Here is a 25,795-nt window from a genome sequence, read left to right as displayed (position 1 = left end):
ATAGCTATTTACATGAATTGCTATTTGCATGAATAGCTTTCTGTTTAAGTAGCTACCTGCATGGAGAGCTATCTGCATGGATAACTCTCCGCTAGAATCACTCTCTACGCGAGTAAGTGCGCTACGTCGCTCAAATGATGTCAGTTAATATTTTTAACCTTGAGTCGGTTTTCAAATTTGAAGACATTTTCAGGGCACACATCAATGCAGCGCCCACAACTGATACACGTTTGATCCATCACGCGTCGGTCTCCCTCTTTTAAGGGCTGGCGCAAAATGTCTGGTTCGGGACAAACGTAAAAACAATCCATGCACTTGGTGCAGTTTTCTCGCTGTACCGCAGTAATACGCAGTAAGCTCTTACTACCAATCACACCGTAAGTTGCACCAAGAGGACACAAATGGCCACACCATCCATGTTCCACTAAAAGCAGATCAAGTATAAACACGAGCAAGATAAGCACCCAACCTGCCCCCATGCCAAACACTAACCCTCGATGCAAAGCCGCAACCGGATCAAGCCAAGTCCACAATACCGAACCAGAAATTGCACTACCAAGCATTAACACGGGAACAAGCCAGTAGCGAATATTCGGAGACCATCGATAGCTCGCTTTCAGGTTCAGCTTTCTACGTAGCCACGCAGCAACATCCGTTACGATGTTAAGCGGACACACCCAAGCACAAAATGCTCTTGGGGCCAAAATGGCATAAAACAACGCGACCAGAGCGACACCGAGCAGAGCGTTGAATTCCGGAATGTGCCCAGTCGCAAGAGATTGCATCACAATCAAAGGATCACTCAAAGGAATCGTGTTGAATAGCATGCTGGAAGATAAGTTTCCCTGCAAAATCCCCCAGGAGGGCCCCGCCATGAATAGTGCAATAATGGTCAATTGACACAATCGACGCAAAATCAAAAAACGATGCGCTTGCCACCAGCCCAACTTTTTCGTCGCTTCTTTGCCCGCATCTTGTGCTAAGTTTTTTGCCATTAGCGACCTCCTTTGAGCGATTCAAGCGCACCACTAGGTACCGGATTTTCTTCCGGTAAAACATTTTCTAGTGGCTTGTCGATTTCTTGCCATCCAAAGTTATAGTGACTGCCTACCTTACCTTTCGCTAGGTCAGTCGGAACAACTTTGATAGCAGCAACATCGAGCACACAAGCTTGTTCACACTTGCCACAGCCAGTGCACACATCAGAATGAACCGTTGGGATCAACTTAGCGTGGTACCCAGTGCGGTCATTACGAATGTTCTCTAAGGTGATGGCTTCATCAATCAAAGGGCAGACGCGATAACAAACATCACAGCGCAACCCTTGCCAATTCAAACAAGTTTCGTGGTCAATCAGAACCGCCGTTCCCATTCTGGCATCATCAATGTCTGTTAAATCATGATCTAATGCGCCACTTGGGCAAGCGACCACGCAAGGAATGTCCTCACACATCTCACAAGGAATATCACGTGCAATAAAATAAGGCGAGCCTGTCGCAACGGGAGAAAGTAACGTGGCGAGTTTTAACGTATCATAAGGACAAGCCTGAACACACAAACCACATCGAATACAAGCCGATTCAAAATCCCCCTCTGGCAACGCACCTGGTGGACGAATCGGGACGCCTTTGGTCTCTCTCGCTTGGCTTTGCAACGACTGTAGTCCCAATACACACGCAGCCGCTCCAACACCTGCGGCAGTACGGGCGGTATCGCGCAAGAATCGACGGCGAGACTGCGAGATTTTTGACGACGAGGATTTCATAGGTATTCCCTCAACTGCACCTATATCAAGTTAAGCATAAATAGCGCGAAAAAAATGTCAGCCACATACCCAATAAGGGGTAAGTAGAGCCTACCTTGACTAAAATCAACTCGTTGCAGATACACAGTTCACACTTTTACTTTATCGTTCACTTATCGAAAATAAAGATCACCAATTTCCTCTCGAATATGAATTGTCTTTAGTGCAATATTTCGCCACCCCACCAATCTTCTGCCCGACTTTACCGATAATCAACTAAAGAAATCATCTTTAGCATTTTTGTAAACAACTAATTTTTAAGTAATTTAAATGCAAAAAAGTAAAAAAACTATTCAAGCGTCTTTTCTCCCGTTAAATTAAAGTAAATTCCAATAAACCAAAGGAGAGAAGTATGGAGATCATCGTCCGACCTGCCACGGTTGAAGACGCAGCAGCCCTTGTCGAAGTCTATTCACAAAGCAAAGCACAACGAGAAACCCTGCAACTCCCTAACCCACCTCTCGCAAAATGGGTTGAACGATTGTCGAGCACACCTACTGGGGTTTATCGTTATGTCGCTGAGATTGATGGCAAGGTTGTTGGAAATATTGGCTTTCATCATTCACAAAACCCAAGAACCGCACATACGGCATCATTTGGGATCGGTGTTCATGATAAATTTCATGGGCTCGGTGTGGGAAGTGCCCTAATTCGTACTGTGACAGAGTTGGCTGATAAATGGTTAAATATCAGACGCATTCAAATAGAGGTGAATGCAGATAATGAAGCAGCGATAGGCTTATACAAAAAACATGGATTTAAAATTGAAGGCGAAGCCGTCGATGGCTCATTCAGAGATGGGGAATTTATCAATACTTACTATATGGCTCGTATTCGAAAACCAAAGAATTAGAGCGAGTGCCTTTTCCAAATGATTTAATGCACCTCCCTTTGTAGGAGGTGCACTTTTTTGCTAGATAACTCTTTTTAGGCCTCACTTGCAACCAAATGCACCTACTTGCTCTACTTTGCGACATAAGTCGCTCTGGCCGATGTCCCATTTTTATCAATAAAATGTTGAAAAAACCGCGATTTTATTGAAACACGCCCCTTGTCTGCTTAGAATTATTCTCATATCTAATACTTAAAACTTTAGTGCTAGATATTGGTGTGCATCCAACATTCTCAGAAGGCATCAAAATTATAATGAGAAATTCAATTCCGAGTGCGCGAAACGAAAACACGCCTCAATCAAAAAACAATGCACAGGAACGTCAGGCTACAACGTTAAACAGTACAGATGCAATGTCGATGATAGAGCACGGCAGTGAAGTAACGATGCATGTTACAACACCTGTGGGTACTAAGTGTATTACGACAAGCACCTTTGTCGGCTGCCATTCGAATAAGACAGCATTGATCGAAGTGCCGAATATTTCTGATGAAGACTTAAAGTTCTATTTTCAGGAAGGATTCTGGATAAACGTAAAAGCATTTTCACATCGGGGAGAAGGTGCCGTTATTCCGTTTCGAGCACAATTGAAATATCGCTTATCCGAGCCATACCCTTTATTGGTATTGAGCTTGCCGAATACCATGCAAGTTTATCAGCTGCGAAAAGAAGTGCGCTACGACGTCAATCTACGTTCACGTGTTCAGATGAACGATTACCGAACGCAATGTGAGATTCGAGACTTATCCCGCAGTGGCTGCCGCTTTGTCACCTCACCAATGAGCCGTCCACTTCAAGTTGGCGATCAGATCTCACTAGACTTAGTGTTATCCACCAACGGACAAATCTTAGCTCCTCTAAAAGGACGTATTTGTAACTTACAAAAGTCTATTCATTATGCACGTTACGGTGTTGAGTTTGATGATGTAGGAAAAGCCAACGCAAAAAATCTACTGAGCCAACTTAAATTTGATGGTGTAAAACTCAAGCTAAAGCACTAGCCCAAAAATCGCTGTCAGTTCAACGGACGCTCTATCGTGAGCGATGTATATTTTAAGCTGTTATTCAATGGACACGATAAGCTGTTTAATGAATGCAAAAAGGCACCCGACGGTGCCTTTCTGTTTTTTGTCTCTACTAATTTTCGTTTCACGCACTAGAGTCAGCCGTTGCCGACTATGCGGTTAGCGTAAAAACTAAAGTTTAAAGAAGCTCAACTGCTCTTTCTGTTTTTCTGCAAGTAGAGATAGCTCTGCGCTCGCGCTTGCACTCTGGCTAATACCTGCCACGTTTTGGTTTACAAGTTCAGACATGTTCACCACGTTACGATTAATGTCTTGTGTTACCTGAGATTGTTGCTCTGCCGCCGTAGCAACTTGAGTATTTGAATTATTGATATTCACAACCGATTCAGTAATACCGACAAGTGCGTCATTTGCCTGCTGCGTCAACTCATTGTTTCGACTCAGCATTTCGAGGCTAATTTGCATACTGTCGTTTGCTAATCCAGATTGAGCTTGAAGCTCTTCAATGATGGTTTGAATTTCTTGAGTCGAATCTTGCGTTCTAGCGGCAAGCATACGTACTTCATCTGCAACCACCGCGAAACCACGACCAGATTCACCGGCACGAGCCGCTTCAATCGCCGCGTTAAGCGCCAACAAGTTGGTCTGTTCAGAAACGCCACGAATCACTTCAATCACGTTACTGATTTGCTCTGATTGTTCTTTTAAGCGAAGCACCACTTGCGCTGCATCGTTAAGAGCACTCGACATTTGTTCACTGGCTTGAGCACTTTCTTGGAAAATTGTTAGGCCAGATTGTGCTAGACCATCGGCTTCACGCGCAGTCGAGTCTGCCGCAAGCGCATTGTCGCTGACATTATCCGCCGTACATGCTAGCTCGTTCACCGCTGACGCGACTTGCTCAATTTCTGCCAATTCTTGTTGTGCATTGGCTTCTGCTTGCGTCATTACCGCCGCGAGCTCTGTTGAAGCAGAAGCAACCTCTTCACTAATGCGCGTAAGCTGCTCAACCGTCTCGTGCAATTGAACCGCAGTTTGGTTAACGTCTTTACTCAGCTGAGCAATTTCATTCTCACCATCTACTGTCGCACGCACAGATAGGTCACCCGCGGCTAATTGACGCATGGTCGATTGCAACTTTTGAATTGGACTGACGATCATTCCAGACAGGATCCAAGCCACCACAAGAGAGATCACAAACACGACCGCAATAATCAGCATGGCATTCGTCTCAACACGATTCATTTGACGAGTGCTTGTCTCATTTGCTTGCGCTGCAACTTGGTTTAAACGTTGAGAAAGTCCGTTAATTTGTTCAATCATTTCGTTACCAACAATACGGTATTGGGAAATGAAAGAGCGATATTCTTGATCCGATACTAAACCTTTGTCATGACGGTCAAAAACTTGCACCGAACGCATTGAGTAGTCCACGTACGCTTCAATGCTTTTACGAATTTCCGTCGCCTCGGTGCGGAATGTACCACGCGCTTCGATCTTATTTAGATCAAGATCAATCACTCGCATACCCGCTTTCAATTCATTTAAAAAACTCTCACGACGTGATGCATCATAGATTGCGTAAACCGCACTGATTCGTAATGGGTAAATATTGTCATCAATTCGAGAAATTGCATCTTGATAGAACACCAATGAATTGGAGTTATCAGTCACCAATGCTTGTTCGGTATCAAGATTGCTCTTCGCGAACCACAAACCAGTAAACACCGTCAGTGCTGTAAATAATACGGGGATCAAAACCTGTGTACGAACGGACAAGTTTTTAAGTGAAAGTTGCATGGTAAACCTCTAATTTTTGCGTATCGGCCTAGTTGCTAACTCAATCAGTAAGGTAGGCAACAAGGGGCGCAAATGTTAGAGGTTGATCACATTTTTGTCTAGTATAGAACAGCCATAAATTCATGTATTTAGGCGACAATATTTTGTCATTGGACAGAATATTGCCGCCATACGAGTTTACGACGAATCAGATGGGTATAAACACGCTATTTCCGAAGTGCGTTCAGTTTTGCTTGAGCCAACCCAAAGATAGTATCAATCGGATACGTGCCCTCGTCCGTTGCTTCTCCCGCTGGTTTACCAGTAAAGAGTTCAATTGCCTCGCTGACATGATCGATCGCCCAAATATGGAAGTCACCTCTTTCTACCGCTTTAACCACATCCTGACGTAACATAAGGTTATGCACATTTGAACGAGGAATGATGACCCCCTGTCCAATATGACGACCTTTGATCACACAAACGTCGTAGAAGCCCTCAATTTTCTCATTTACACCACCAATAGGCTGCGCTTCACCAAATTGGTTCATAGAGCCAGTGATCGCAATATCCTGACGGTTGGGTTGGCGAGAAAATGCAGAAACCACAGCGCAAAACTCCGCCATACTTGCACTATCACCATCTACACCTCCATAAGATTGCTCAAACGTAATCGTGGTGGTCAGTGGGACACGCGCCGTTTTACCAAATACCGAAGACAAATAGGCAGACAGGATCATCACACCTTTTGAGTGAATACTGCCACCAAGATCGACACTACGTTCAATATCAATCACTTCCCCATCACCATAGCAGGTTGTGGCCGTGATCCGGTTTGGCGCACCAAACATATGATCGCTGGTGCTCAGTACCGATAAGGCATTGACTTGCCCAACCGCCGAACCCTCTGTATGAATTAACGTGGTGCCATTCACGAATGTTTCCATCACGTTGTCTTGTAGACGACTGACTCGCATCTCTTGGTTCTTTAGGGCTTCTTCTACATGCCCAATTCGGATCATGTTGGAATTTGCCTGACGCGCAACGTAGTTGGATTCACGAAGTAAATTAGCAATATTGGCAGAATGCAAAGACAATTTCGTTTGATCGCCTGACAAACGAGAACTGTACTCAATAATGCGAGCAATGGCTTTTCTATCGCAATGGAGTAAATTGTTATCGTGTACAACACTTGAAATAAAGCGTGCATATTGCAACTCTGAGTCAGGCGTACGTTTCATTTCATCTTCAAAATCAGCCGTTACACGGAATAGTTCTCCGAATTCTGGGTCGAAATGTTGCAGTAATTGATAAGTTCGGTAATCACCAAACAAGATAATTTTGATATCCAATGGGATCGGTTCAGGATCTAACGATACTGCACCGGTGAGCGTTACTTCTTTCTCGAGCGAGGTGAAGCTAAGCTGACGAGAACGCAAAGCACGTTTTAAACCATCCCATACATAAGGTTGCTCAAGGACTTTCTGAGCATCCATTAGCAGCACGCCACCATTGGCTTTGTGTAAACTGCCAGCACGAATTAAGGAGAAATCAGTAAATACTGTTCCTTTAAACGTTGCCGTCTCAATCGATCCAAATAACGAGTGGTAGTTCGGATTTTCTTCTACCACGATTGGAAAGTCACAATGACTGCGATTCACCAAGACATTCACTTTGTATCGGCGTGGTAGTTTTTTATCTAATGACGCTGTTGCAATCTCGCCTTGCTCACCACTTTGCTCAAGAAAAATATCCGCATTCTCAACGATGTCTTTCTGCAACTCAGTCAAGTAAGTCTTAATTTCAGGGTACTGTGCGTAATCCACTTTCAACTGTTTGATGAAATGCGTGATCACATCTAGCGTAACATCATCGTTGAGCTTTTTGATTTTCTCGCTGAATGACTCTTCCCATTCAGTAAGCTCACGAATCATATTCCGTAGACTCACTTCTAGTTCATCAATGCTGCTACTGAAGTACTCTTGTTCTTTCTTACTTAGCGCATCAAATGACTCTTCAGTATGAAGCTCTTCCCCATTCATCGCGACGAATTGGTAATCGCCTTGAGTTGTAATGGTTAAGCTAATGCCTTTCTCTTTCGCCTCTTTGCTGATGCTATCCAGCTCAAGTTGCTGTTTATTTGCCAACTGATTTTTAAGACGGTCAGCTCGGCTATAGTACATCTCATTGTCAAAGGCGAGCGGCAGGGCATTGAGTAGCTTGCCCATCAACTTCTCAATATCGACTTTTAATTTACTGCCTATACCACAAGGCAATTTGAGCACTTTTGGTGTTCGTGTATCGTCAAAATTTGCAACGTAACACCAATCAAACAGCGCAGCATCATCGTGTTGATGACGATTTAAGTAGCGTAAAATCATCGTACGCTTACCTAAACCATTTTGGCCAATGGCGTAGATATTGTAGCCTTTCTCCTTGATAGACATCGCAAACTCTACCGCTTTTTGGGCGCGCTCTTGACCAACAATTTCATCAATTGGGGCTAATTCCTTGGTCGACTTACACGGCATATTTTCAAGCCCGGCGACAGAATACAGCTGTGTTGATTCCAATCTTTGTACTGCCATATTCATTTCCTTTTCTTATTGTCTTTACCTCAGTGTAGAGATTATTTGTTTAAATTTAAGTGATTTATCTTCCACACCAGTCCGTTCGAACATTTTACGAGCAGCCATTTGGCAAATAAATAGGCAAAAAACACACTTGCAATTGATAATCAATATCATTTAATATTTATTGAAATCAAGTTTAAGGGACTGGATGATGGACTTAGAACAATGCTGGATGCGGTATCTGAAAGCTGAGCAGTTGACAACGCAAGGTCACTGGCCCGAGGCTCACCGCCTATACGAAGACGTACTTTCCCATCTACCGAATCACATTCACGCGGTGCTTGAGGATGAGCAAACCAAACCATGCCTTTTTGTTTGCATGATCAGCGGATTACGAGATGCGAGTGTCGCTCAATCAGAAATTTTAAATAAACTCGGTTTACACCAAGAAGCATATTCCACTTTGAATCAATCTTATGCGCTGCTTCAGTTTTTACAGCTTGAGAGTCATCCTTTGGTTCACCGTGTCCGCTCTCTGCTAATTAAACAAAGTGAGGATTTATTGGCGCACATGGCCGCATTTTGCTCTGCACAACGCGATGCAAAATGGATGATTGAACTTAACCATGTCAGCCGTGCTCATGAGCAGTTTTTACAACTGCAAGCATTGAGTGAAGCACAGGCTAACTCATCAGAGCTTTATAATTAAACGCAATGCGCAAGAGTGAGGGAGAAAAGTAGAAAGCCTGCAAACCACTTATATTGCGGCACCTAATTAATCAAAATTTCATATAGATGAGCTAGACTCATTGTGTGGGTGAGTTCATCACCATATCCAAGAAAATGGTATAGCTGCCATTCGGTTTGGCCGCCGAGACTGGTTGGTTCAAGTGTCAGACTTAGTCAATCTGACAAAAGTATTGAGTTCCCTCCAACCATAAAAAATGCCGCGATGTTTATCGCGGCATTTTTTATGGTTGGCGCTCTGCAATGCAAACTACAAAGATTCAATCCCCATATTAAACAAGGTGAATGCATATACATCTGTCGTCAGATCAATTTGCTTACTTAACGGCATACCCGCACCATGGCCCGCATTGACATCGATACGAATCAACACTGGGTTGTCACCATGATGCTTATCTTGCAGCTCCGCAATAAACTTGTATGAGTGGGCTGGCACAACACGATCGTCATGATCGGCAGTAGTGACAAGCGTCGCAGGATAGGCCACTCCATCTTTGACATTGTGCACTGGTGAGTAACCCAGAATATACTGGAACATTGCTTCACTTTGCTCTGATGTACCGAAATCGTACTTCCACCCCTCACCGGAGGTAAACGTGTGGTATCGAAGCATATCTAAAACTCCCACCGCAGGCAGCGCCACTTTGAACAACTCCGGACGTTGCGTCATACAGGCCCCAACAAGCAAACCACCGTTCGATCCTCCACGAATCGCTAAACGTTCAGAACTCGTGTAATCATGCTCAATTAAGTACTCTGCTGCAGCAATAAAATCATCAAACACATTCTGCTTCTGTTGTTGAGTACCAGCATTGTGCCATGCTTTACCGTACTCGCCACCTCCACGCATGTTCGCTACCGCATAAATACCGCCAAGTTCTAACCAGTTCGCAACGTTACCGGAAAACATAGGCGTGAGACTGATGTTAAAACCACCATATCCGTAAAGCATTGTCGGTGCACTGCCGTCTAGCTTGATACCTTTTTTGTAAGAGATGATCATCGGCACCTTGGTGCCATCTTTCGAGGTATAGAACACTTGCTTAGACTCGTAGTTCATACGCTCAAACGGGGCTTTCGATTCTTGATACAGGTTAGAATCTCCAGTATCGACATCAAAAGAGAATATGGTCGGTGGAGTAACATAATTGGTAAAGGTGTAATAGAGCGTCTTGTCCTCTACTCGCCCCTGTAAGCCATAAGCGGTCCCCTGATCTGGGAGCGCAACTTCTCGCACTAACTCACCTTGATATGTGTATTGCTGTACCTTAGAGAGCACATCAACCATATAAGTTGCAAAGAGATACCCACCCCCTTTACTGATCTCTAATGGTTGATCTTGCTCCGCAATCACGACATCCCACTGCTGAGTTTGAGTGTGATAACTCACTACTTTTCCGTTAGGCGCATCTAGATTGGTGTAAAACAGGATCGTATTGTCTTGGCTATCAATCAGGTAAGTATCGCTGTCGGTCGTATCGTGCAAACAGATAACGGCTTGGTCGTTGGATTCTAAATCAACATAAAACAGACGATTTCCTGAAGTCGATTCCGCCCCAGTAATCACCAAGAAATGGTCGTCATGAGTCGTAATACCTGAAACGTAACGGTGCTTTTGAGATTCCAACGCGCCAAATACCACTTTATCTTCAGATTGCGGAGTGCCTAGCTCATGGTAATAAAGCTTATGTTGTTCTGTACGAGCAGACAGTTCACTGCCTTTTGGTTTGTCATAGCTGGAGTAGTAAAAGCCTTTGCTACCAATCCAAGAAATCGCAGTAAATTTTGCATCGATAATTTCAGGCTCGATTTGCTGCTTGGTTTCAGTATCAATAACAAAAATCTTACGCCAATCACTGCCACCCTCAGAAATTGAGTAAGCCACTAAGCGATTATCTTTGGAAAACTTCACTTCGCCAAGTGAGGTCGTCCCCTCTTGAGAAAAGGTATTGGGATCTAAGAAAACTTCCGCTTCTCCATCCCCTTTTTTGCGATAAAGCACGCTCTGATTCTGCAGCCCATCGTTTTTATAGAAATAGGTGTACTCACCATGAACAAAAGGTTGTGAGTACTTCTCATAGTTTTGACTGTTCGCCACCAAGTCACGAATTTGTTGGCGAAATGGGATTTGACCAAGATAGTCAAAAGTCACTGAATTTTGTCCAGTAACCCACTCTGCGGTATCTTGGCTGAGGTCATCTTCTAGCCAACGATATGGATCTGCGATCTCGTGTCCAAAATAGGTGTCTACGACAGAATCTTTACGAGTTTTTGGATAATGCATAACGTCCGTGTTGCTCCATTTGAATTCATTAGTTGCTAGTACTTTCTTTTATTATTTTGTTGAGATTTGTTCTCAATACCTACCTTAGGGCGCAGGTGTGGAATTTCAACCTAAAGTTTGAAACATTTAGTGAATATATGATTCATGTGGGCGAGAGGGATACAACTCAAAACTCATTCAACTAAAAAGCAAGTCAACTCAAACCTAATACGACTCAAAAGTAATGTGAAATCGTCAAATACCGTTCACGAATGTGCTCAATGAGTAATTTGACTTTATTTGGCGGCTGGCGAGTAAATGGGTAAACCGCATAAACACCCAATTTTTTGCCGACGAGTTCAGGAAAAATGTCCACAAGTTGACCGTTGCGAATGTCATGATACACCAAGCAACGAGGAACATAAGCGATACCATGACCACCTAGTGCTGCCTTTCTCAGTGCTGTTGCATTGTCAGTAGAAAATGAGCCTGAAATTTTGACGATATAGTTCCCCTCTTTTCCTTTAAATTGCCAGTCTGTCGCCCCTGTCGTTTGGTACGCGTACTGCAGGCAATTATGAGCAATCAGATCGAGCGGCTGTATCGGCTTGCCATTTTTGGCGATATAAGAGGGAGAAGCACAAACAACCCATTGCGAGTCCAAGATATGTCGAGCAATGAGGCTAGAATCTTCCAAATAACCAGTGCGTATGACTAAGTCATAGCCACCAGCAACCAAATCAACAAATCGATTATTCAGTGACATATCGACCGTTAATCCTGGGTGCATATTACAAAACTCAGCCACCGCATCCGCTAAAATAAGATCACCAGAGATGGTGGGTACCGACATTTTGATATGACCACTGATGTTCTCACCAAACCCCGAAACCGCATCCCTCGCCTCTTGAGTTGCTTGCTTCACATTTTTAGCGCTGTTCAATAGTGCTTGCCCTGCTTCAGTCAGCGTTAATTTGCGCGTTGTTCGATATAATAGTTGAACGCCAATCTCTTCTTCGAGCCGCGCGATTCTTTTGCTAACTACCGAATTTGTCAGGCTATTTTCTTCTGCCACCTTACTGAAGCTTCCCATTTCTACGACTTGAGAAAAGAGTATTAGGTCATCTGCACGCATTGATTATGTCACTTTTGGAAAAAATCAATTTCATTATTTATCTATATTGATAAAAAATAAAGAGATAAATTAACACACCAAGAACAAACTGATTACAACTCTCGTATCTGTCGGGGATTAATCGAAACGCACCTTTGAATACTAGTCAGGACACACCACTATGATTATCTCTGCTTCTACTGATTATCGAGCCGCCGCGAAAGCCAAGTTGCCTCCGTTCCTTTTTCATTACATTGATGGCGGCTCATACAACGAACATACGCTTCAACGCAATACCGAAGATTTGAGCCATGTGGCATTGCGTCAACGCGTTCTTCGAGACATGAGCGATCTCAGCCTAGAAACTGAAATCTTCGGGGAGAAACTCGCGATGCCTATTGCGCTGGCGCCGGTCGGTTTAACGGGTATGTACGCTCGACGCGGAGAAGTCCAAGCCGCAAAAGCGGCCGAGAAAAAAGGCATACCTTTTACAATGTCGACCGTATCCGTTTGCCCGATAGAAGAAGTGGCACCAGCGATCACACGCCCAATGTGGTTTCAACTTTATGTGCTCAAAGATCGCGGATTCATGAAAAACGTTCTAGAACGAGCAAAAGCTGCTGGGGTGACTACCCTCGTTTTCACGGTTGATATGCCGGTGCCAGGGGCTCGTTATCGTGATATACGGTCTGGAATGAGTGGACCAAATGCCGCGTTGCGTCGTGTATTTCAAGCCATCCGTCACCCAGCCTGGGCATTGGATGTGGGTTTATTAGGTAAACCCCATGATTTGGGCAATATCTCTGCCTACCGTGGTGAGCCGACTAAATTGGAAGACTACATCGGTTGGTTGGGCGCAAACTTTGACCCATCTATATCTTGGAAAGATCTCGAGTGGATTCGTGATTTTTGGGATGGACCAATGGTCATCAAAGGCATATTAGATGAAGAAGACGCTAAAGATGCGGTACGTTTCGGAGCCGATGGTATTGTGGTATCTAATCACGGCGGTCGTCAATTAGATGGCGTACTGTCTACTGCGCGAGCCTTACCTAACATTGCCGATTCTGTAAAAGGAGACATCAAAATACTCGTGGACTCCGGAATACGCACCGGTTTGGATGTCGTACGCATGCTCGCGTTAGGCGCAGATTGTACATTACTTGGCCGATCGTTTGTTTATGCTCTAGCTGCACAAGGTGGGAGTGGTGTAGAAAACTTGCTCGATTTTTACGATAAGGAAATGCGTGTCGCCATGACACTGACGGGAGCAAAAACCATTTCCGACCTCTCGAATGATTCTTTAGCCCGCCAATATTAGCAGGCTATCAAATATTAGCAGACGAGCAAACTGGTCATTGAGCAAGCACAAAAATCAACAAATCAACAAATCAACAAATCAACAACTTATAAAACGCTAAGATTGCGAGCATTAAAACACTCGCAATCTCCTACTCAGTCATTGGGTTAACTGATTTGGTGCTCATACTCAATAATGACTTGGTTGCCTTCAATGAATACATTTCGAATTTCACCATCCACCATCACACGGTTTTGCAAATATACCGCTCCCGGCGCCACCAGCTCGCGTTCAAAAAAAGAGGGAATAACCTGACTTGGGCGAACGTGTAGCTGTTCGCATAATTGGTTAACGAACGTTAAAGTCAAAGGCGCATTGCCACGCAATAACGCAGTAAACTCATGCAACCCTAAGCCAAGTCGCTTTGCCATCTCCATTTGTGTCATGTGCATTTTTGCTTTTTGCGACATCCAAATGTCGTAGAGCGCATTTCGATCCAGCTCTGTCAGTTCCATATTTTCCTCCGTTATTTTTTCTGCACATACACTCTCACACTAGAGTCTGATAAATGTTAGGGATGAGTCAGAGTACAAACAATTCATCTATTGAATCTCTTACGCTCTCAGCACTCCAAACATCAATAACGGATAGATAAACACTAGGGCTGACAAACTTCTCGTTTCTGCTATGTCAATGATTCCACTAGGGCAAAGGCCGAATTTTTGTTACCTTTTATCTATTGTCCTTTTGTAAGAAACCTTATTTATGTCACCTTGGCTTACTGAGCTTCAAAATTACGTCTTGGCTCACCATCAACAGTGGAGCAGCAGCGTTTTATTTATCACCATTGCCAGCTTTTTTGCTTGGATTGCATGGCGAGTGCTGCACTCCCGCTTATCCATTCTGGTAGAGAAGACCCCTTTCCATTGGGACGATCTATTACTTGAGGCACTAAAGACCCCTGTGAGCACATTAATTTGGTGTTGGCCAGCAACCGTATCACTCGGAATCGTCTTACAAAGTGAACTGGGTAATAAGTTTAACTGGCTAAGTACACTGAAACTGATCCTTGTGATCAGCGTGCTTGTCTGGATAGTCATGCGCCTCATAACAAATGTTGAAGACTACGTTCTAGAGCAAAAAACTCGTGATGAGACGACTGTTCAAGCCATAGCCAAAGTTGCACGGCTGTTTTTCATTGTCATTGGCGTTCTTACTGTAATGCAAGCATTTGGTCTCAGCCTTTCTGGCTTACTCACCTTTGGTGGTGTCGGTGGCTTAATTGTCGGTTTAGCGGCGAAAGATCTGCTATCGAACTTCTTTGGGGGATTAATGATTTACTTCGACCGTCCTTTCAAAGTTGGAGACTGGATTCGATCGCCAGATCGCCAAATTGAAGGAACGGTAGAGCGCATTGGTTGGCGTATGACCAGCATCCGTACATTTGATAAGCGTCCGTTGTATGTTCCAAATTCAGTGTTTAGCAATATCGTGGTAGAAAACCCATCGCGCATGCTCAACCGCCGTATTTTTGAGACGATAGGCTTACGTTACGATGATGCAGATAAAGTACCAGCTATTATTGATGAAGTACGAGAAATGCTCAAAAACCACAAAGACATCGATGCCCGTCAGACCTTAATTGTGAATTTTGATTCCTTTGGCGCATCATCACTAAACTTTTTCATTTACACGTTTACTAAGACCGTCAACTGGATCCGCTATCATGAAGTTAAGCAAGATGTGCTACTGCAAGTCATGGCCATCATTAAAAAGCATGATGCTGACATCGCATTTCCGACTCAGACACTCAAATTGGATCCAGTGGCGTTAACATACAGTCAACAAGATTCAATGCAATCAATCAAAGGCAGCGAGTAATCATTGTAATTTGTTCGTTCTTATACCTTACTGAACAACGAGCGCATAGAATTTTGTACGAAGATGAAATGTGAGTTTGGTTTTATCGTCATACTCTAAGTGCAATCTATGGTCTAAGATTACCCATAAATTTGTTAATTAATCACAAAGGTAGCCTGCGATGCTTGTTAAATTCAGCTGTAAGTCATATTCCAACATCATCATGTTTCACGATATTGCTTCGCATATGTTGAAGATGATGGGGCACAGTACGAACATTCCTGGTGTTATAGAGGCCGAAGATGTACCGAGCGCTCTCGAACATTTGCAGCAAAGCCTGAAACATGAAAGCGATTTGCCTGAAATTGAAAGCTTTGAAGATGATGAGGATGCAATGGAACATGCCGTTAGTCTCAAAAACAGAGCGCTTCCATTGATTGAACTTCTCAGCGCCGCTTCACGAGATAAGTGCGATGTAATGTGGGATAAGGAATAGCAACTGAGCGCTCCGCTAAACATAGAGCTCGATATAAGCCAGATTTGGTAATCCTATCCACCCGTTAAAATGGCCCCGAGAACTTCTTGGGGCCATTTAATTAATTCATTAGACTACACACGGGATCGGCTTCTCTAAATCAGAAATAGAGTCAAGTTGAGTAAGTTAGGACGTATTTCTACATCAGTGACCGTTGATAAACTCAATTTCACAGCAATAACTTCATGAGTACTCAGATCCACAGCGATATGTAATTTGCGCTGCACTTGCCGTCCGTGCCATATTTTTCTTATTTCCATTCACTCATAACTCTTTCGTCAATCCAAAAAGTTAGAGAACCTAGATTGATCAAAGCTTGGTTGTATTGCTTGCAGTAGTTCGTAACGTGGCTTTGGCATGATACTGCAGAGTTGAATAAATGTAGTCGATCAGCTCGTAAGCTTTGGATTTGGTTCCAGCGATTTACACGACAAACCAACCCAAAATCACAAAATCACAAAATCACAAAATCACAAAATCACAAAATCACAAAATCACAAAATCACAAAATCACAAAATCACAAAATCACAAAATCACAAAATATAATCACTAACATAAAATGTAATTACAATATTATATCTTTATTTATCAACAATATAGACACAAAAAAACTGTACTAACCAACTCGCATTCTCGATCCCCAATGTAACTACAGTTAGTAACTTACTAAGGACTATAATCAGCACTAACAAAATCTATTTTTTGACAAGTACGCAAAAAAGTAAAATGAAACATTCATTTTCTAATCCTAACGTTGTCATTACTCCTTACTTTTAAATAATCACCAAATGCAATGCGATAAACCTATTCTTGTTGGCAAATTTCACTGGGATGTAAAGTCTCGATTCTTGTATAGAACCAACAGCGATATAAACGATATAGACAAAAATGCGGTAACATTGACCCCTAAGCAACATCGCCTTTTGCTAAGTTTGTACAATGCATCCCCCAACATCTTACAACGACATGAAATCATTAATTTTGTATGGGAATCAAAACCGACTTGTCCAGAGAGTTTACCTCAACTCATAAACCGAACACGACTTGCCCTTGAAGACAACAATAAGGAGATTTTAGTTAATGAACCAGGTGTCGGTTACTCACTCAATTTCACTTTGCCGGAAGAAGAGGAAGAAGTTGAAGATAGAACCACATTTGAAAATTCTGCTCAGCCAAAAGTAATAATTAGCGTTGAAGCAAAACCAGTAGATCTGAAAGCAAAACTCATCTTACCAGTACTCATTGTATTGACGATGTGTCACTTAGGCTCGGCGATTGAGGCTAGTTACTACACACATCAATTTCTGGGTGCTTTCTCAGCTACGCCGTACCCTCACGCAAAAAAAATTGATGCACATAATATTTCTATCGTAATTGATAACAATGAATGCCACTATACTAAGAACACTCAACTACTTAAATGCCAATAGAACGATCACCATAGCACTGCTTCTAGTGGTCAATATCACATCGCTCTATGTAACATCGATCTCTAAGGTAAATATATACGGTCGAATCGAAGCAGAAGGCTATCGATGGGCGACATACTCTACTCTGTTTAAACAAGATTTTACGACTCGGATCATCTACTCTAAAGTCGATGACCCACATGCAAAAACAGTGTCTCATACCAACACTTATGTAGAGTCTGAAGTGCATGGCAATTCGTTTATTTCATTAGGAGATAACAACTCTATTGCGATCAGCCATAATCGAATATTTGCGATAGATGACAAATGTGCGCTGTTCTTCAGTGGCCGGGAAAAATTAGCCATGGAAAACGCATCTCTTCGATGCTTTTATTAATAAATAACCCCAGAGCCAATTTTCCAGATTCTGTTCTCGATAGCGTTCACCTAGCTACAACTTGTGATTTGTGAGTCATATTGAGCCAGAATTTTGGAGTCCAACCAAGGACGAAAAATCACTCCTCACAATGGACTTCTCGTTAATTCGATTCGAACCTTTTCTTCAGCAAGTAAACTCCCCCTATGAAGTCAGCAAACCCTCGTCATTTAGAGCAATGTGATAATCTGAATAAATCAGCGACGTAAAACTAAACCCAACACTGAGTTTTTCTCTAATCATCAGCCATGAACTGGTGAAGGGATTACTTTAATTATTCGTAATTTATTTTCCATGTTTTCTACTGTGTAAATTCAATAAAATACCTAGCCATAACCACACTGAATGTTGTGTGTGATGAAGCTTGAAGATCCGCTACTACAACTCTGTAGAATAATACCTGAACGGTAAGTTTAGATTGAGGCAATTTCATAAATTGACCATTATATACATGAGCTATAACTAAATTTATTTATATAATGGTTACATTCTACTAACCACAGCCTAAAAGTAATGAAATTACAAAAATTATAATTTTATATAATCCATCAATCGTAAAAAATTAACGAAATTTAACCACCAATTACTAAATGACATATAGATACGAGTATAGTAATACTTCATAAAGTGGATGTATTTTTAACCAGAATGGGCAGTTTCATTTAGAAAAATATATTTTTTTAAATATATTCACATATCAACATAAAGAAGACCGTGGATCTTGATTTTTCTTATAAATTAACAACTTGCAAATATAAATATTTTTTCTCAAACAAGACTATCATTCATAATAGAGACCACTCTTAGAATAATTTAAAAGCTATCTAACAGAAGCAAAATCGCTTACCATGATTGCAACTGTCACCTTTAATAACAAATCAAAGTGACCAAACTATTCTATAGTCATAGTTGATTGATTAGCATTATTTAACTATCAGTTCCATCATCTTTATTGATATAATGGAAGAGTATTTTAGTTTTAGAACATTAATTACTAAATTTTTAAAGGTTTATCATGAAATTTAAGTGTAGCATTTTGGCTTTGCTTTTTCCAATGGTAGTCGTAACCATTGGTGGTTGTTCATCAATCAAGGGATCATCAATATCGTCGATTTATGACTCGATGCAGGGATCGATCAATTCGACATTCAATTCCGTAGCAAGCAACAATGTGCCTGAACCCCCTACCAAAGATAATGCTGAAGATAATAAAAAAACTGAAAAAAAACAGAATAACACTGAAAGGAAAGGCCTAATTCCACCTTATCAATATAAACCTCAGGAAGACGTAAAAACAAGTCAACCGAATTCGGTTAAGGAGGGGATATCAGCTAAGAAAGCTAACTCCGAATCAACGCAATCTACGGTAGAAGATGTGAAAAATAATGGGCAAGACATTACTAAGAAATCTCTTCCCTCAAAGCCAGTGAACATCGCAACACCAGCATTGCCTTATATACCTAAACTAGATCTAACTAAGCTGCGTCAGGTACCAAAAATGCCAAATCTACCATCGCTACCTGAGCTATTAGAGAAACCTGTTGAAATTCAGGCGCCATCTCAATTTCAACACCCGTTAATTGAGAGTGATCAACTGTACTTTATGCTTGGAGAAGATAGTAAAGGAAAATATCTTTACGCAGAAGGTGCCGTAATTAAGGGGGCTTACGACAAATTTGTTAAATACGTAAATCACTTTGAATCACGCGGTATCAAACTCGACAGATTTATGATGCATAGCAATGGAGGCTTGCTAAACGAAGGCCTAAAGATTGGTAAGTACGTTCATGATAACAGTTGGACTACTGACGCGGACGCTAATATTCAATGTTATTCATCGTGCGGAATAATTTACGCATCAGGTGTAAATAAGCGAATGCAGACCGGTGCGAAAGTTGGTTTCCATCGTCCGTATTACCCTAACCAACCTGATACACCTGAGCTAATTATTGAAGTTTACCAAAGTTACCTTCCGTACTGGGAATATATAAGAGGCGATCAGAAGCTTTACGACAAATTTATGCAATATAAACGTTCAGATATGTATGTATTAGACGCGGAAACTGCCAACAATTATATGCAGACCGAAATTTACTAACAAAAGCGTTTAACACCAGTCCTTTAACCTAGTTTGAAATTTATATTTTTATGGCCACATCAACACAAATGACCCTATTTCAGTCGAGTAAACTTTCTAGAACACCCGAATTCATCAGATTGTTTGTAAAGTACCCTATGCTTCACTTCACTTTATGGGGTATGGGTATTTTAATCGTTACGTTCAATGTAATGGGCTACGACGAGCTGTTCAACGCTGAACCATGGTTTGAGTGGTTTCCGATTACTCCATTCGGTATGCTTCTTGGTTTTGCAGAGTTTGCTGTTCTTGGTTATACCAGTGCAATTTTTAGCAACTGGGTGCACACAAGTTTCACACAGAAGTGTGTAACTTGGATGATTATTTTTTCCTTTGGAATGCTCTGCTTCTCTGGTGTTAATGGGTATCTACAAAGCTTATCAACATCAGAAATCGTTAAGGCTACAGAAGCACGTAAAAAGACTGAAAACAATGTCGAGTACATCGCGACACTAGAAAATGATATCCAAAACCTTGAATCAAACATCACACAATTGACTGCGCAGATTATTCCTCTGAGTGAACAAATCGAGTCCAAAGGTTTGCAGATTAAAGAGCTTCACGAAAAGGCAAGTGCACGTCGTTTTAAAACGCTAGTATGTGATGAGGTTAAAGACTGTCGCGATTCAGTTACAGCATTTGTTAACCAAGCTGAATTACTTGAGGATGAAGTTGATTTTCTAAACTCAACTCGAGTCCATGCACAGGCGAAAGTTATCGACCTCGAAAAAGAACTATCAGCGATGAAAATAACATTGCGCACAGAACAAGTAAAAGATCGCGATACGATTAATGAATACGCAGGTACCGAAACTGACTACGAGTTAAAAAAACAGTCTTACGAGAATAAGGTTAACGCAATTCTTGGGTTGTTCGGTATTAAAACTGACACTCCATACGATTGGTTTATCGGTTTCGTGAGTTTTATTATTTATCCAGTTTACCTTGCACTCAATATGTTTGTGAACTTCCAATCTGATGTAAATATTTCTAAACGTGAAGAAATAAAGGCAGAAAAAGCAACGAAAAAGATAGTAAAAAACAGACACAAGTCTATTCGCACTCGTATGCTTAAACATATTCTTCAGTATGTGATGTTAATGAATCAACGCAATAAGAACCATAAAGAATTGCAGTCTAAACCAGTGAATAAAGGCATCCTACGTAAGCTTATCAAGTACTTTCGAGTTTGGTCTAAACGTCGGACAAAACTAATTCCAGTGGAAACAATCGTTGAAAAAGAGATTGAAGTGGAAGTTGAAAAGCTAGTTGAAATAGAAAAGCTTGTTGAAGTAGATAAAGAAATTCCTGTTTACGTTGACCGAGTTATTGCCGCAAACAATGAAGTTCCTGTCTACGTGGACAAAATTGTTGAAGTAGAGGTTCCTTACCTCGTTAAACAACCTGAGATTATCGTGCACGAACGCATTATTCCAGTACCTGATTCCATTACTGGTGACGAACTTCAGGAGTTAGTGAATGCGTAGTTTAGATTTAACGGTACTGAACCAGCATAATCGTGATAAGTATTTAAGGAAGATTAGTGGTGGTGTCGTAGCATTACAAAGTGGTGAGGTTGTATTAAGCCAACCTGATGACTCATACAAACCAATATTTCAGGCACGGGATAAGTCGCAGGTTCGTGATGATGTTCAAAGAGGGGCCGCTAACGAGGTTAAGAATTCTACACCAACTGACGTTTATTCAGATAAGGGGAATAATTCAGTTTTTGTGCCACCTATTGACAATAATCCTATTAACGATTGCTCTGAAAATAACACTATCAACCATACTGGTGATGGTGCTGACTGTACTAGAAACGGTTACAGTGGTGGCAATTCTTCTGATGATATGAGTAACGGTTCTACGACTGGTAATCAAGGCGCTGGTAAGTCAAACCATCTTTATGCAAATGATGAGCGATTTGTAAATGGCGAGGAGATTAGTCCTAGTTCTGTTCCAAGCGACAATAAAAAGACGATGTATGAACCTGCAAATCGAGTTTCAAAAATGGAAAGGTTTAAAAGCTTCATCAAGTTTCTAATTCTGATCATTTTGCTTGTTACGGTAATTCTGGCTTGTTTATTGGGTCTTTACAAACTTGCACGGTGGGCTTTGGAAGACCCTCATGTAATTACGAAAGAAATAACAAAAGAAGTAACGAAAGAGGTTGTACCAGAAGAGTGCGCTATGATTCGTAAAGATGGTAAGGTATACATGGACTGTTCGGGTGTTAAAATTGATGGTGCTAAATCCATTTCTGAATCTGGTATTGAAAATGTACCGGAGTTATTGTAATGGATGTTGATATTACAAACGAACTCAATTTTAAAATGATTCAACTTGGCATTGCGGTGTTTATTGGATTCATACTGGCTTACTGGCTGTTTACACGTGTTATCAAACAGTGGCAGTACATCAAAGAAGTTCGACCTTACTACGTACAATCGGCGTTACGAGATGTCAAAAACCATTCTGTGTATATTATTAAGGTTGAAGGTGAGTCAGATCATCATCGTGTTTATGTGGGGGTCACCAATAACTTCGAAAGACGGTTTGGTGAACACAAGGTTCAATTAGAAAGCGGCAGTCACGCAAATCACAAAATGCAGAATGTATTTAACGAAGGTGGTAGATTTGTAATGCATCGGATTGGTAGAGACTATACCAAGATGGAAGCATATTCAAAGGAACATCAACTTAGACCGAAATGGAACACTGGGCTAAATATTGCACCAGGTGGTTTGCGTGGTATCCATTACTAATCTTATTTGTATTTGTATTTGTATTTGTATAAATTCAAATCACATCGGATACCTAAATTCAACTGTCGCTTTAATTAAAGGTACTGAATTCATAATCAAAAATAGATGATAGTTCACCCTATCAGGTTCTTGAGCACTAATGTTTGAATTTGTAGACTTCTAAGAGTAGTTAAATAAATCAACTATTACTGCAATGCTTCCGTCATTAAAAATATCTTAAGGCGAAATAAGAGCGGTAATACTAACCGCTTTCTTTTTGCCGAGCATAACTTGCTTCCAATATGTTCCGAGGCTGGGAGTCAGATGGTTCTATCATAGAGGTACGAAGTCTAAAAGATAGCTACGATTTCATTTCCGTAGTTCTTATGACAATAGAGCAATCCACCCAATTTGGCAGCCCATATGCAAGAAAGCCCAAATAGACTATCGCGAGCCTTACCAACTCCCCTATACCTATGCCAGTTGGCTAATTACATTTTCTAACATCCACCTGAGCTATTTGGCAGACCAAATGGGACATGCGGAGGTAACTATAATTGCTAAGATTTACAGAAAATGGCTTAAGCAAGCTAACAAGCACGAGTCAGAGCGCGCTTGGAAAGAACTAAAAAGCGCAAAAGAGAGAGCTAAAATTACAAGCTATAAACATTTATTTATTAATCACTTAAAAAAAGCCCCATAAATCTATGGGGCATTTTGATGGATTAAACAGGAGTATTTTTACTGTTCACCGGTTCGGATAACCAGTTTAAAGTAAACAACAACAGCCTCTCATTCCCCTGAGTTTACCCTACTCCCAATCAAGGATAACTTTGCCGGAAGCCCCGCTACGCATGACGTCGAAGCCTTTTTGGAAGTCATCAACCTTGTAGTGGTGTGTGATGATTGGCGTCAAATCTAGACCTGATTGGATCAATGAAGCCATCTTGTACCACGTTTCGAACATTTCACGGCCGTAGATACCTTTGATCACCAAGCCTTTGAAGATAACTTGGTTCCAGTCAATACCCATGTCTGATGGTGGAATACCTAGCAGTGCAATGCGACCACCATGGTTCATGGTTTTCAACATTGAGTTAAATGCTGATGGGTTACCAGACATTTCTAGACCAACGTCGAAGCCCTCTGTCATGCCTAGCTCAGACATCACGTCTTCTAACTTCTCTTCAGCAACGTTTACTGCGCGCGTTACGCCCATCTTACGAGCAAGGTCTAGACGGTATTCGTTTACGTCTGTGATCACAACGTGACGAGCACCAACGTGTTTTGCTACGGCTGCCGCCATAATACCGATTGGACCAGCACCCGTGATCAGCACATCTTCACCAACTAGGTCAAAAGAAAGCGCTGTGTGTACTGCGTTACCAAATGGGTCGAAGATAGACGCAAGATCATCAGAAATACCTTCAGGGATCTTGAATGCGTTAAACGCTGGGATCACTAGGTATTCTGCGAATGCACCTTCACGGTTTACACCCACACCAATCGTGTTACGACATAGATGAGTACGGCCGCCACGACAGTTACGACAGTGACCACATGTGATGTGACCTTCGCCAGATACGCGATCACCGATTTCAAAGCCACGAACTTCCTGACCAATCGCAACGACTTCACCCACATATTCATGACCGACAACCATTGGCGTAGGAATGGTTTTTTGTGACCATTCGTCCCAGTTGTAGATGTGTACGTCTGTACCACAGATCGCTGTCTTCTTGATTTTGATCAGGATGTCATTGTGACCCATTTCAGGTTTATCAACCTCTGTCATCCAGATGCCTTCTTCAGGCTTTAGCTTTGATAGTGCTTTAATTTTCATAATCGTTACCTAATATTGCCCCGCAACGGCGAGGCAAGAAATTCGTTCTTGGTATCAATAGGGCTTAGATGATGCCCATATCCTTACCAACTTGGATAAACGCGTCGATTGCACGGTCTAGTTGCTCACGTGAGTGTGCTGCTGACATTTGAGTACGGATACGTGCTTGGCCTTTTGGTACCACTGGGAATGAGAAACCAATTACGTAGATGCCTTTCTCTAGCGCGCGCTCAGCAAATTCTGCCGCTACTTTTGCATCACCAAGCATGATAGGAATGATTGCATGATCCGCACCACCCATTGTGAAACCCGCGCCTTCCATACGTGCACGGAAGTGTGCCGCGTTTTCCCATAGGTGATCACGCAGGTCACCGCTTTGCTCTAGTAGATCAAGAACGCGGATAGATGCGCTTACGATTGCAGGTGCAACAGAGTTAGAAAATAGGTATGGACGAGAACGTTGACGCAACCAGTCGATCACTTCTTTTTTGCCCGATGTGTAGCCGCCTGACGCGCCACCCATTGCTTTACCTAACGTACCTGTGATGATGTCGATGCGATCAACCACATTGTGGTATTCATGAGTACCCGCGCCATTTTTGCCCATGAAACCCACTGCGTGAGAATCATCAACCATAGTTAGTGCACCGTACTTATCTGCAAGATCACAGATAGCAGGAAGGTTAGCCACCACACCGTCCATTGAGAACACGCCGTCTGTCACGATAAGAATATGACGCGCACCTGCTTCTTTCGCAGCGATCAATTGCTGTTCTAGCTCTTCCATGTTGTTGTTCGAGTAACGGAAGCGCATCGCTTTACATAGACGAACACCATCGATGATTGATGCGTGGTTTAACGCATCTGAAATAATCGCGTCTTCTGCGCCTAAAATGGTTTCAAACAGGCCTGTGTTTGCATCGAAACAAGAGGTGTAAAGAATAGTATCTTCTTTACCGAGGAATTTAGAAAGCTTCTGCTCAAGCTCTTTGTGGCTATCTTGCGTACCACAAATGAAACGTACTGATGCCATACCAAAACCGTGTTCATCCATGCCCGCTTTTGCAGCGTCGATCAGTGCAGGATGGTTTGCAAGACCAAGGTAGTTGTTCGCACAGAAGTTAAGAACTTCTTCACCCGTAGAGATTTTTACCGCAGCTTGCTGTTGCGACGTAATAATACGTTCTGCTTTGTAAAGACCTTCAGCCTTTACTTCTTCGATTTGCTCTTGGATCTGTTGGTAAAATGCAGAAGACATTCGTAATTCCTTCCTGTTTATAGTGTCGAGTTTTTACTCGTTTTGAATTAGGGCGAGCCTTTATGTGACGGGGAT

The 25,795-nt window shown here is 42.1% G+C and carries 20 protein-coding genes and 1 pseudogene; 11 read left to right on the top strand and 10 right to left on the bottom strand.

Annotated features, from left to right (window positions below):
* Nucleotides 1-140: 140 nt before the first annotated feature.
* On the bottom strand, nucleotides 141-995 hold the full coding sequence (gene napH, locus VA249_RS15905) for a quinol dehydrogenase ferredoxin subunit NapH (protein WP_221071489.1): 855 nt from the start codon (nucleotides 993-995) through the stop codon (nucleotides 141-143).
* Nucleotides 995-1,765: a ferredoxin-type protein NapG gene (napG, locus tag VA249_RS15900; RefSeq protein ID WP_221071487.1), complete on the bottom strand. Its 771-nt coding sequence runs from the start codon at nucleotides 1,763-1,765 to the stop codon at nucleotides 995-997. The genes napH and napG overlap by 1 nt, the downstream gene beginning before the upstream one ends.
* Before the next feature lie 391 nt (nucleotides 1,766-2,156).
* On the opposite strand from napG, the gene VA249_RS15895 reads away from it, so the two are divergent.
* Both VA249_RS15895 and VA249_RS15890 read left to right on the top strand, forming a co-directional pair.
* Entirely contained in the window at nucleotides 2,157-2,657 is a 501-nt protein-coding gene (locus VA249_RS15895) for a GNAT family N-acetyltransferase (RefSeq protein WP_221071485.1), read from the top strand.
* Nucleotides 2,658-2,950: 293 nt separating this feature from the next.
* Nucleotides 2,951-3,697, top strand: a complete 747-nt coding sequence (locus VA249_RS15890; RefSeq protein WP_221071483.1) for a flagellar brake protein — start codon at nucleotides 2,951-2,953, stop codon at nucleotides 3,695-3,697.
* Nucleotides 3,698-3,892: 195 nt separating this feature from the next.
* Here the strand turns inward: VA249_RS15890 and VA249_RS15885 are convergent, their stop codons facing one another.
* Nucleotides 3,893-5,521, bottom strand: coding sequence for a methyl-accepting chemotaxis protein (locus tag VA249_RS15885; protein ID WP_221071481.1), 1,629 nt, complete (start codon nucleotides 5,519-5,521; stop codon nucleotides 3,893-3,895).
* Between the two features lie 206 nt (nucleotides 5,522-5,727).
* On the bottom strand, nucleotides 5,728-8,088 hold the full coding sequence (locus VA249_RS15880) for a Lon protease family protein (RefSeq protein WP_221071478.1): 2,361 nt from the start codon (nucleotides 8,086-8,088) through the stop codon (nucleotides 5,728-5,730).
* Nucleotides 8,089-8,284: 196 nt separating this feature from the next.
* On the opposite strand from VA249_RS15880, the gene VA249_RS15875 reads away from it, so the two are divergent.
* Nucleotides 8,285-8,782, top strand: a complete 498-nt coding sequence (locus tag VA249_RS15875) for a hypothetical protein (protein WP_221072191.1) — start codon at nucleotides 8,285-8,287, stop codon at nucleotides 8,780-8,782.
* Between the two features lie 288 nt (nucleotides 8,783-9,070).
* Here the strand turns inward: VA249_RS15875 and VA249_RS15870 are convergent, their stop codons facing one another.
* On the bottom strand, nucleotides 9,071-11,104 hold the full coding sequence (locus VA249_RS15870) for a prolyl oligopeptidase family serine peptidase (protein ID WP_221071476.1): 2,034 nt from the start codon (nucleotides 11,102-11,104) through the stop codon (nucleotides 9,071-9,073).
* A gap of 214 nt (nucleotides 11,105-11,318) precedes the next feature.
* A complete protein-coding gene (locus VA249_RS15865; protein WP_221071474.1) occupies nucleotides 11,319-12,218 on the bottom strand; it encodes a LysR family transcriptional regulator in 900 nt (299 codons plus the stop codon).
* Between the two features lie 160 nt (nucleotides 12,219-12,378).
* Between VA249_RS15865 and lldD the strand changes: the two genes are divergently transcribed.
* Nucleotides 12,379-13,518 carry an FMN-dependent L-lactate dehydrogenase LldD gene (lldD, locus tag VA249_RS15860; protein WP_221071472.1) on the top strand — a complete coding sequence of 380 codons (1,140 nt, stop codon included), beginning with the start codon at nucleotides 12,379-12,381 and terminating at the stop codon, nucleotides 13,516-13,518.
* 146 nt (nucleotides 13,519-13,664) lie between these two features.
* On the opposite strand, the gene VA249_RS15855 is transcribed toward lldD, so the two are convergent.
* Nucleotides 13,665-14,012: an XRE family transcriptional regulator gene (locus VA249_RS15855; protein WP_128812647.1), complete on the bottom strand. Its 348-nt coding sequence runs from the start codon at nucleotides 14,010-14,012 to the stop codon at nucleotides 13,665-13,667.
* A gap of 250 nt (nucleotides 14,013-14,262) precedes the next feature.
* Between VA249_RS15855 and VA249_RS15850 the strand changes: the two genes are divergently transcribed.
* Together VA249_RS15850 and VA249_RS15845 are read left to right on the top strand one after the other, a co-directional pair.
* Nucleotides 14,263-15,378: a mechanosensitive ion channel family protein gene (locus VA249_RS15850; RefSeq protein WP_221071471.1), complete on the top strand. Its 1,116-nt coding sequence runs from the start codon at nucleotides 14,263-14,265 to the stop codon at nucleotides 15,376-15,378.
* Nucleotides 15,379-15,538: 160 nt separating this feature from the next.
* Nucleotides 15,539-15,853, top strand: coding sequence for a DUF1840 domain-containing protein (locus VA249_RS15845; RefSeq protein ID WP_128812645.1), 315 nt, complete (start codon nucleotides 15,539-15,541; stop codon nucleotides 15,851-15,853).
* Between the two features lie 149 nt (nucleotides 15,854-16,002).
* Here VA249_RS15845 and VA249_RS24345 read toward each other — a convergent pair.
* Nucleotides 16,003-16,125 (bottom strand): annotated as a pseudogene (locus tag VA249_RS24345) (IS5/IS1182 family transposase); the annotation flags it as partial.
* A 556-nt stretch (nucleotides 16,126-16,681) separates the two neighbouring features.
* Here VA249_RS24345 and VA249_RS15835 point away from each other — a divergent pair.
* The 5 genes from VA249_RS15835 to VA249_RS15815 all read left to right on the top strand — a co-directional run bounded on the left by VA249_RS15835 (nucleotide 16,682) and on the right by VA249_RS15815 (nucleotide 22,640).
* Complete coding sequence (locus VA249_RS15835; protein WP_221071470.1) at nucleotides 16,682-17,323, top strand: winged helix-turn-helix domain-containing protein; 642 nt, start codon at nucleotides 16,682-16,684, stop codon at nucleotides 17,321-17,323.
* Nucleotides 17,324-18,753: 1,430 nt separating this feature from the next.
* Complete coding sequence (locus VA249_RS15830) at nucleotides 18,754-19,836, top strand: hypothetical protein (protein WP_221071469.1); 1,083 nt, start codon at nucleotides 18,754-18,756, stop codon at nucleotides 19,834-19,836.
* A 137-nt stretch (nucleotides 19,837-19,973) separates the two neighbouring features.
* Nucleotides 19,974-21,362, top strand: coding sequence for a coiled-coil domain-containing protein (locus VA249_RS15825; protein WP_225927143.1), 1,389 nt, complete (start codon nucleotides 19,974-19,976; stop codon nucleotides 21,360-21,362).
* A complete protein-coding gene (locus tag VA249_RS15820; RefSeq protein ID WP_221071468.1) occupies nucleotides 21,355-22,173 on the top strand; it encodes a hypothetical protein in 819 nt (272 codons plus the stop codon). Before VA249_RS15825 ends, VA249_RS15820 begins: the two co-directional genes overlap by 8 nt.
* Nucleotides 22,173-22,640, top strand: coding sequence for a GIY-YIG nuclease family protein (locus tag VA249_RS15815; RefSeq protein ID WP_221071467.1), 468 nt, complete (start codon nucleotides 22,173-22,175; stop codon nucleotides 22,638-22,640). The genes VA249_RS15820 and VA249_RS15815 overlap by 1 nt, the downstream gene beginning before the upstream one ends.
* Nucleotides 22,641-23,430: 790 nt before the next feature.
* Here VA249_RS15815 and tdh read toward each other — a convergent pair.
* Together tdh and VA249_RS15805 are read right to left on the bottom strand one after the other, a co-directional pair.
* A complete protein-coding gene (gene tdh, locus VA249_RS15810) occupies nucleotides 23,431-24,462 on the bottom strand; it encodes an L-threonine 3-dehydrogenase (RefSeq protein WP_221071466.1) in 1,032 nt (343 codons plus the stop codon).
* A gap of 64 nt (nucleotides 24,463-24,526) precedes the next feature.
* Nucleotides 24,527-25,720, bottom strand: coding sequence for a glycine C-acetyltransferase (locus VA249_RS15805; RefSeq protein ID WP_128812611.1), 1,194 nt, complete (start codon nucleotides 25,718-25,720; stop codon nucleotides 24,527-24,529).
* Between the last annotated feature and the right edge of the window lie 75 nt (nucleotides 25,721-25,795).

Source organism: Vibrio alfacsensis, assembly GCF_019670485.1.
GTDB classification, from domain to species: Bacteria; Pseudomonadota; Gammaproteobacteria; order Enterobacterales; family Vibrionaceae; genus Vibrio; species Vibrio alfacsensis.
This window is presented reverse-complemented; position numbering and strand designations above follow the sequence as displayed.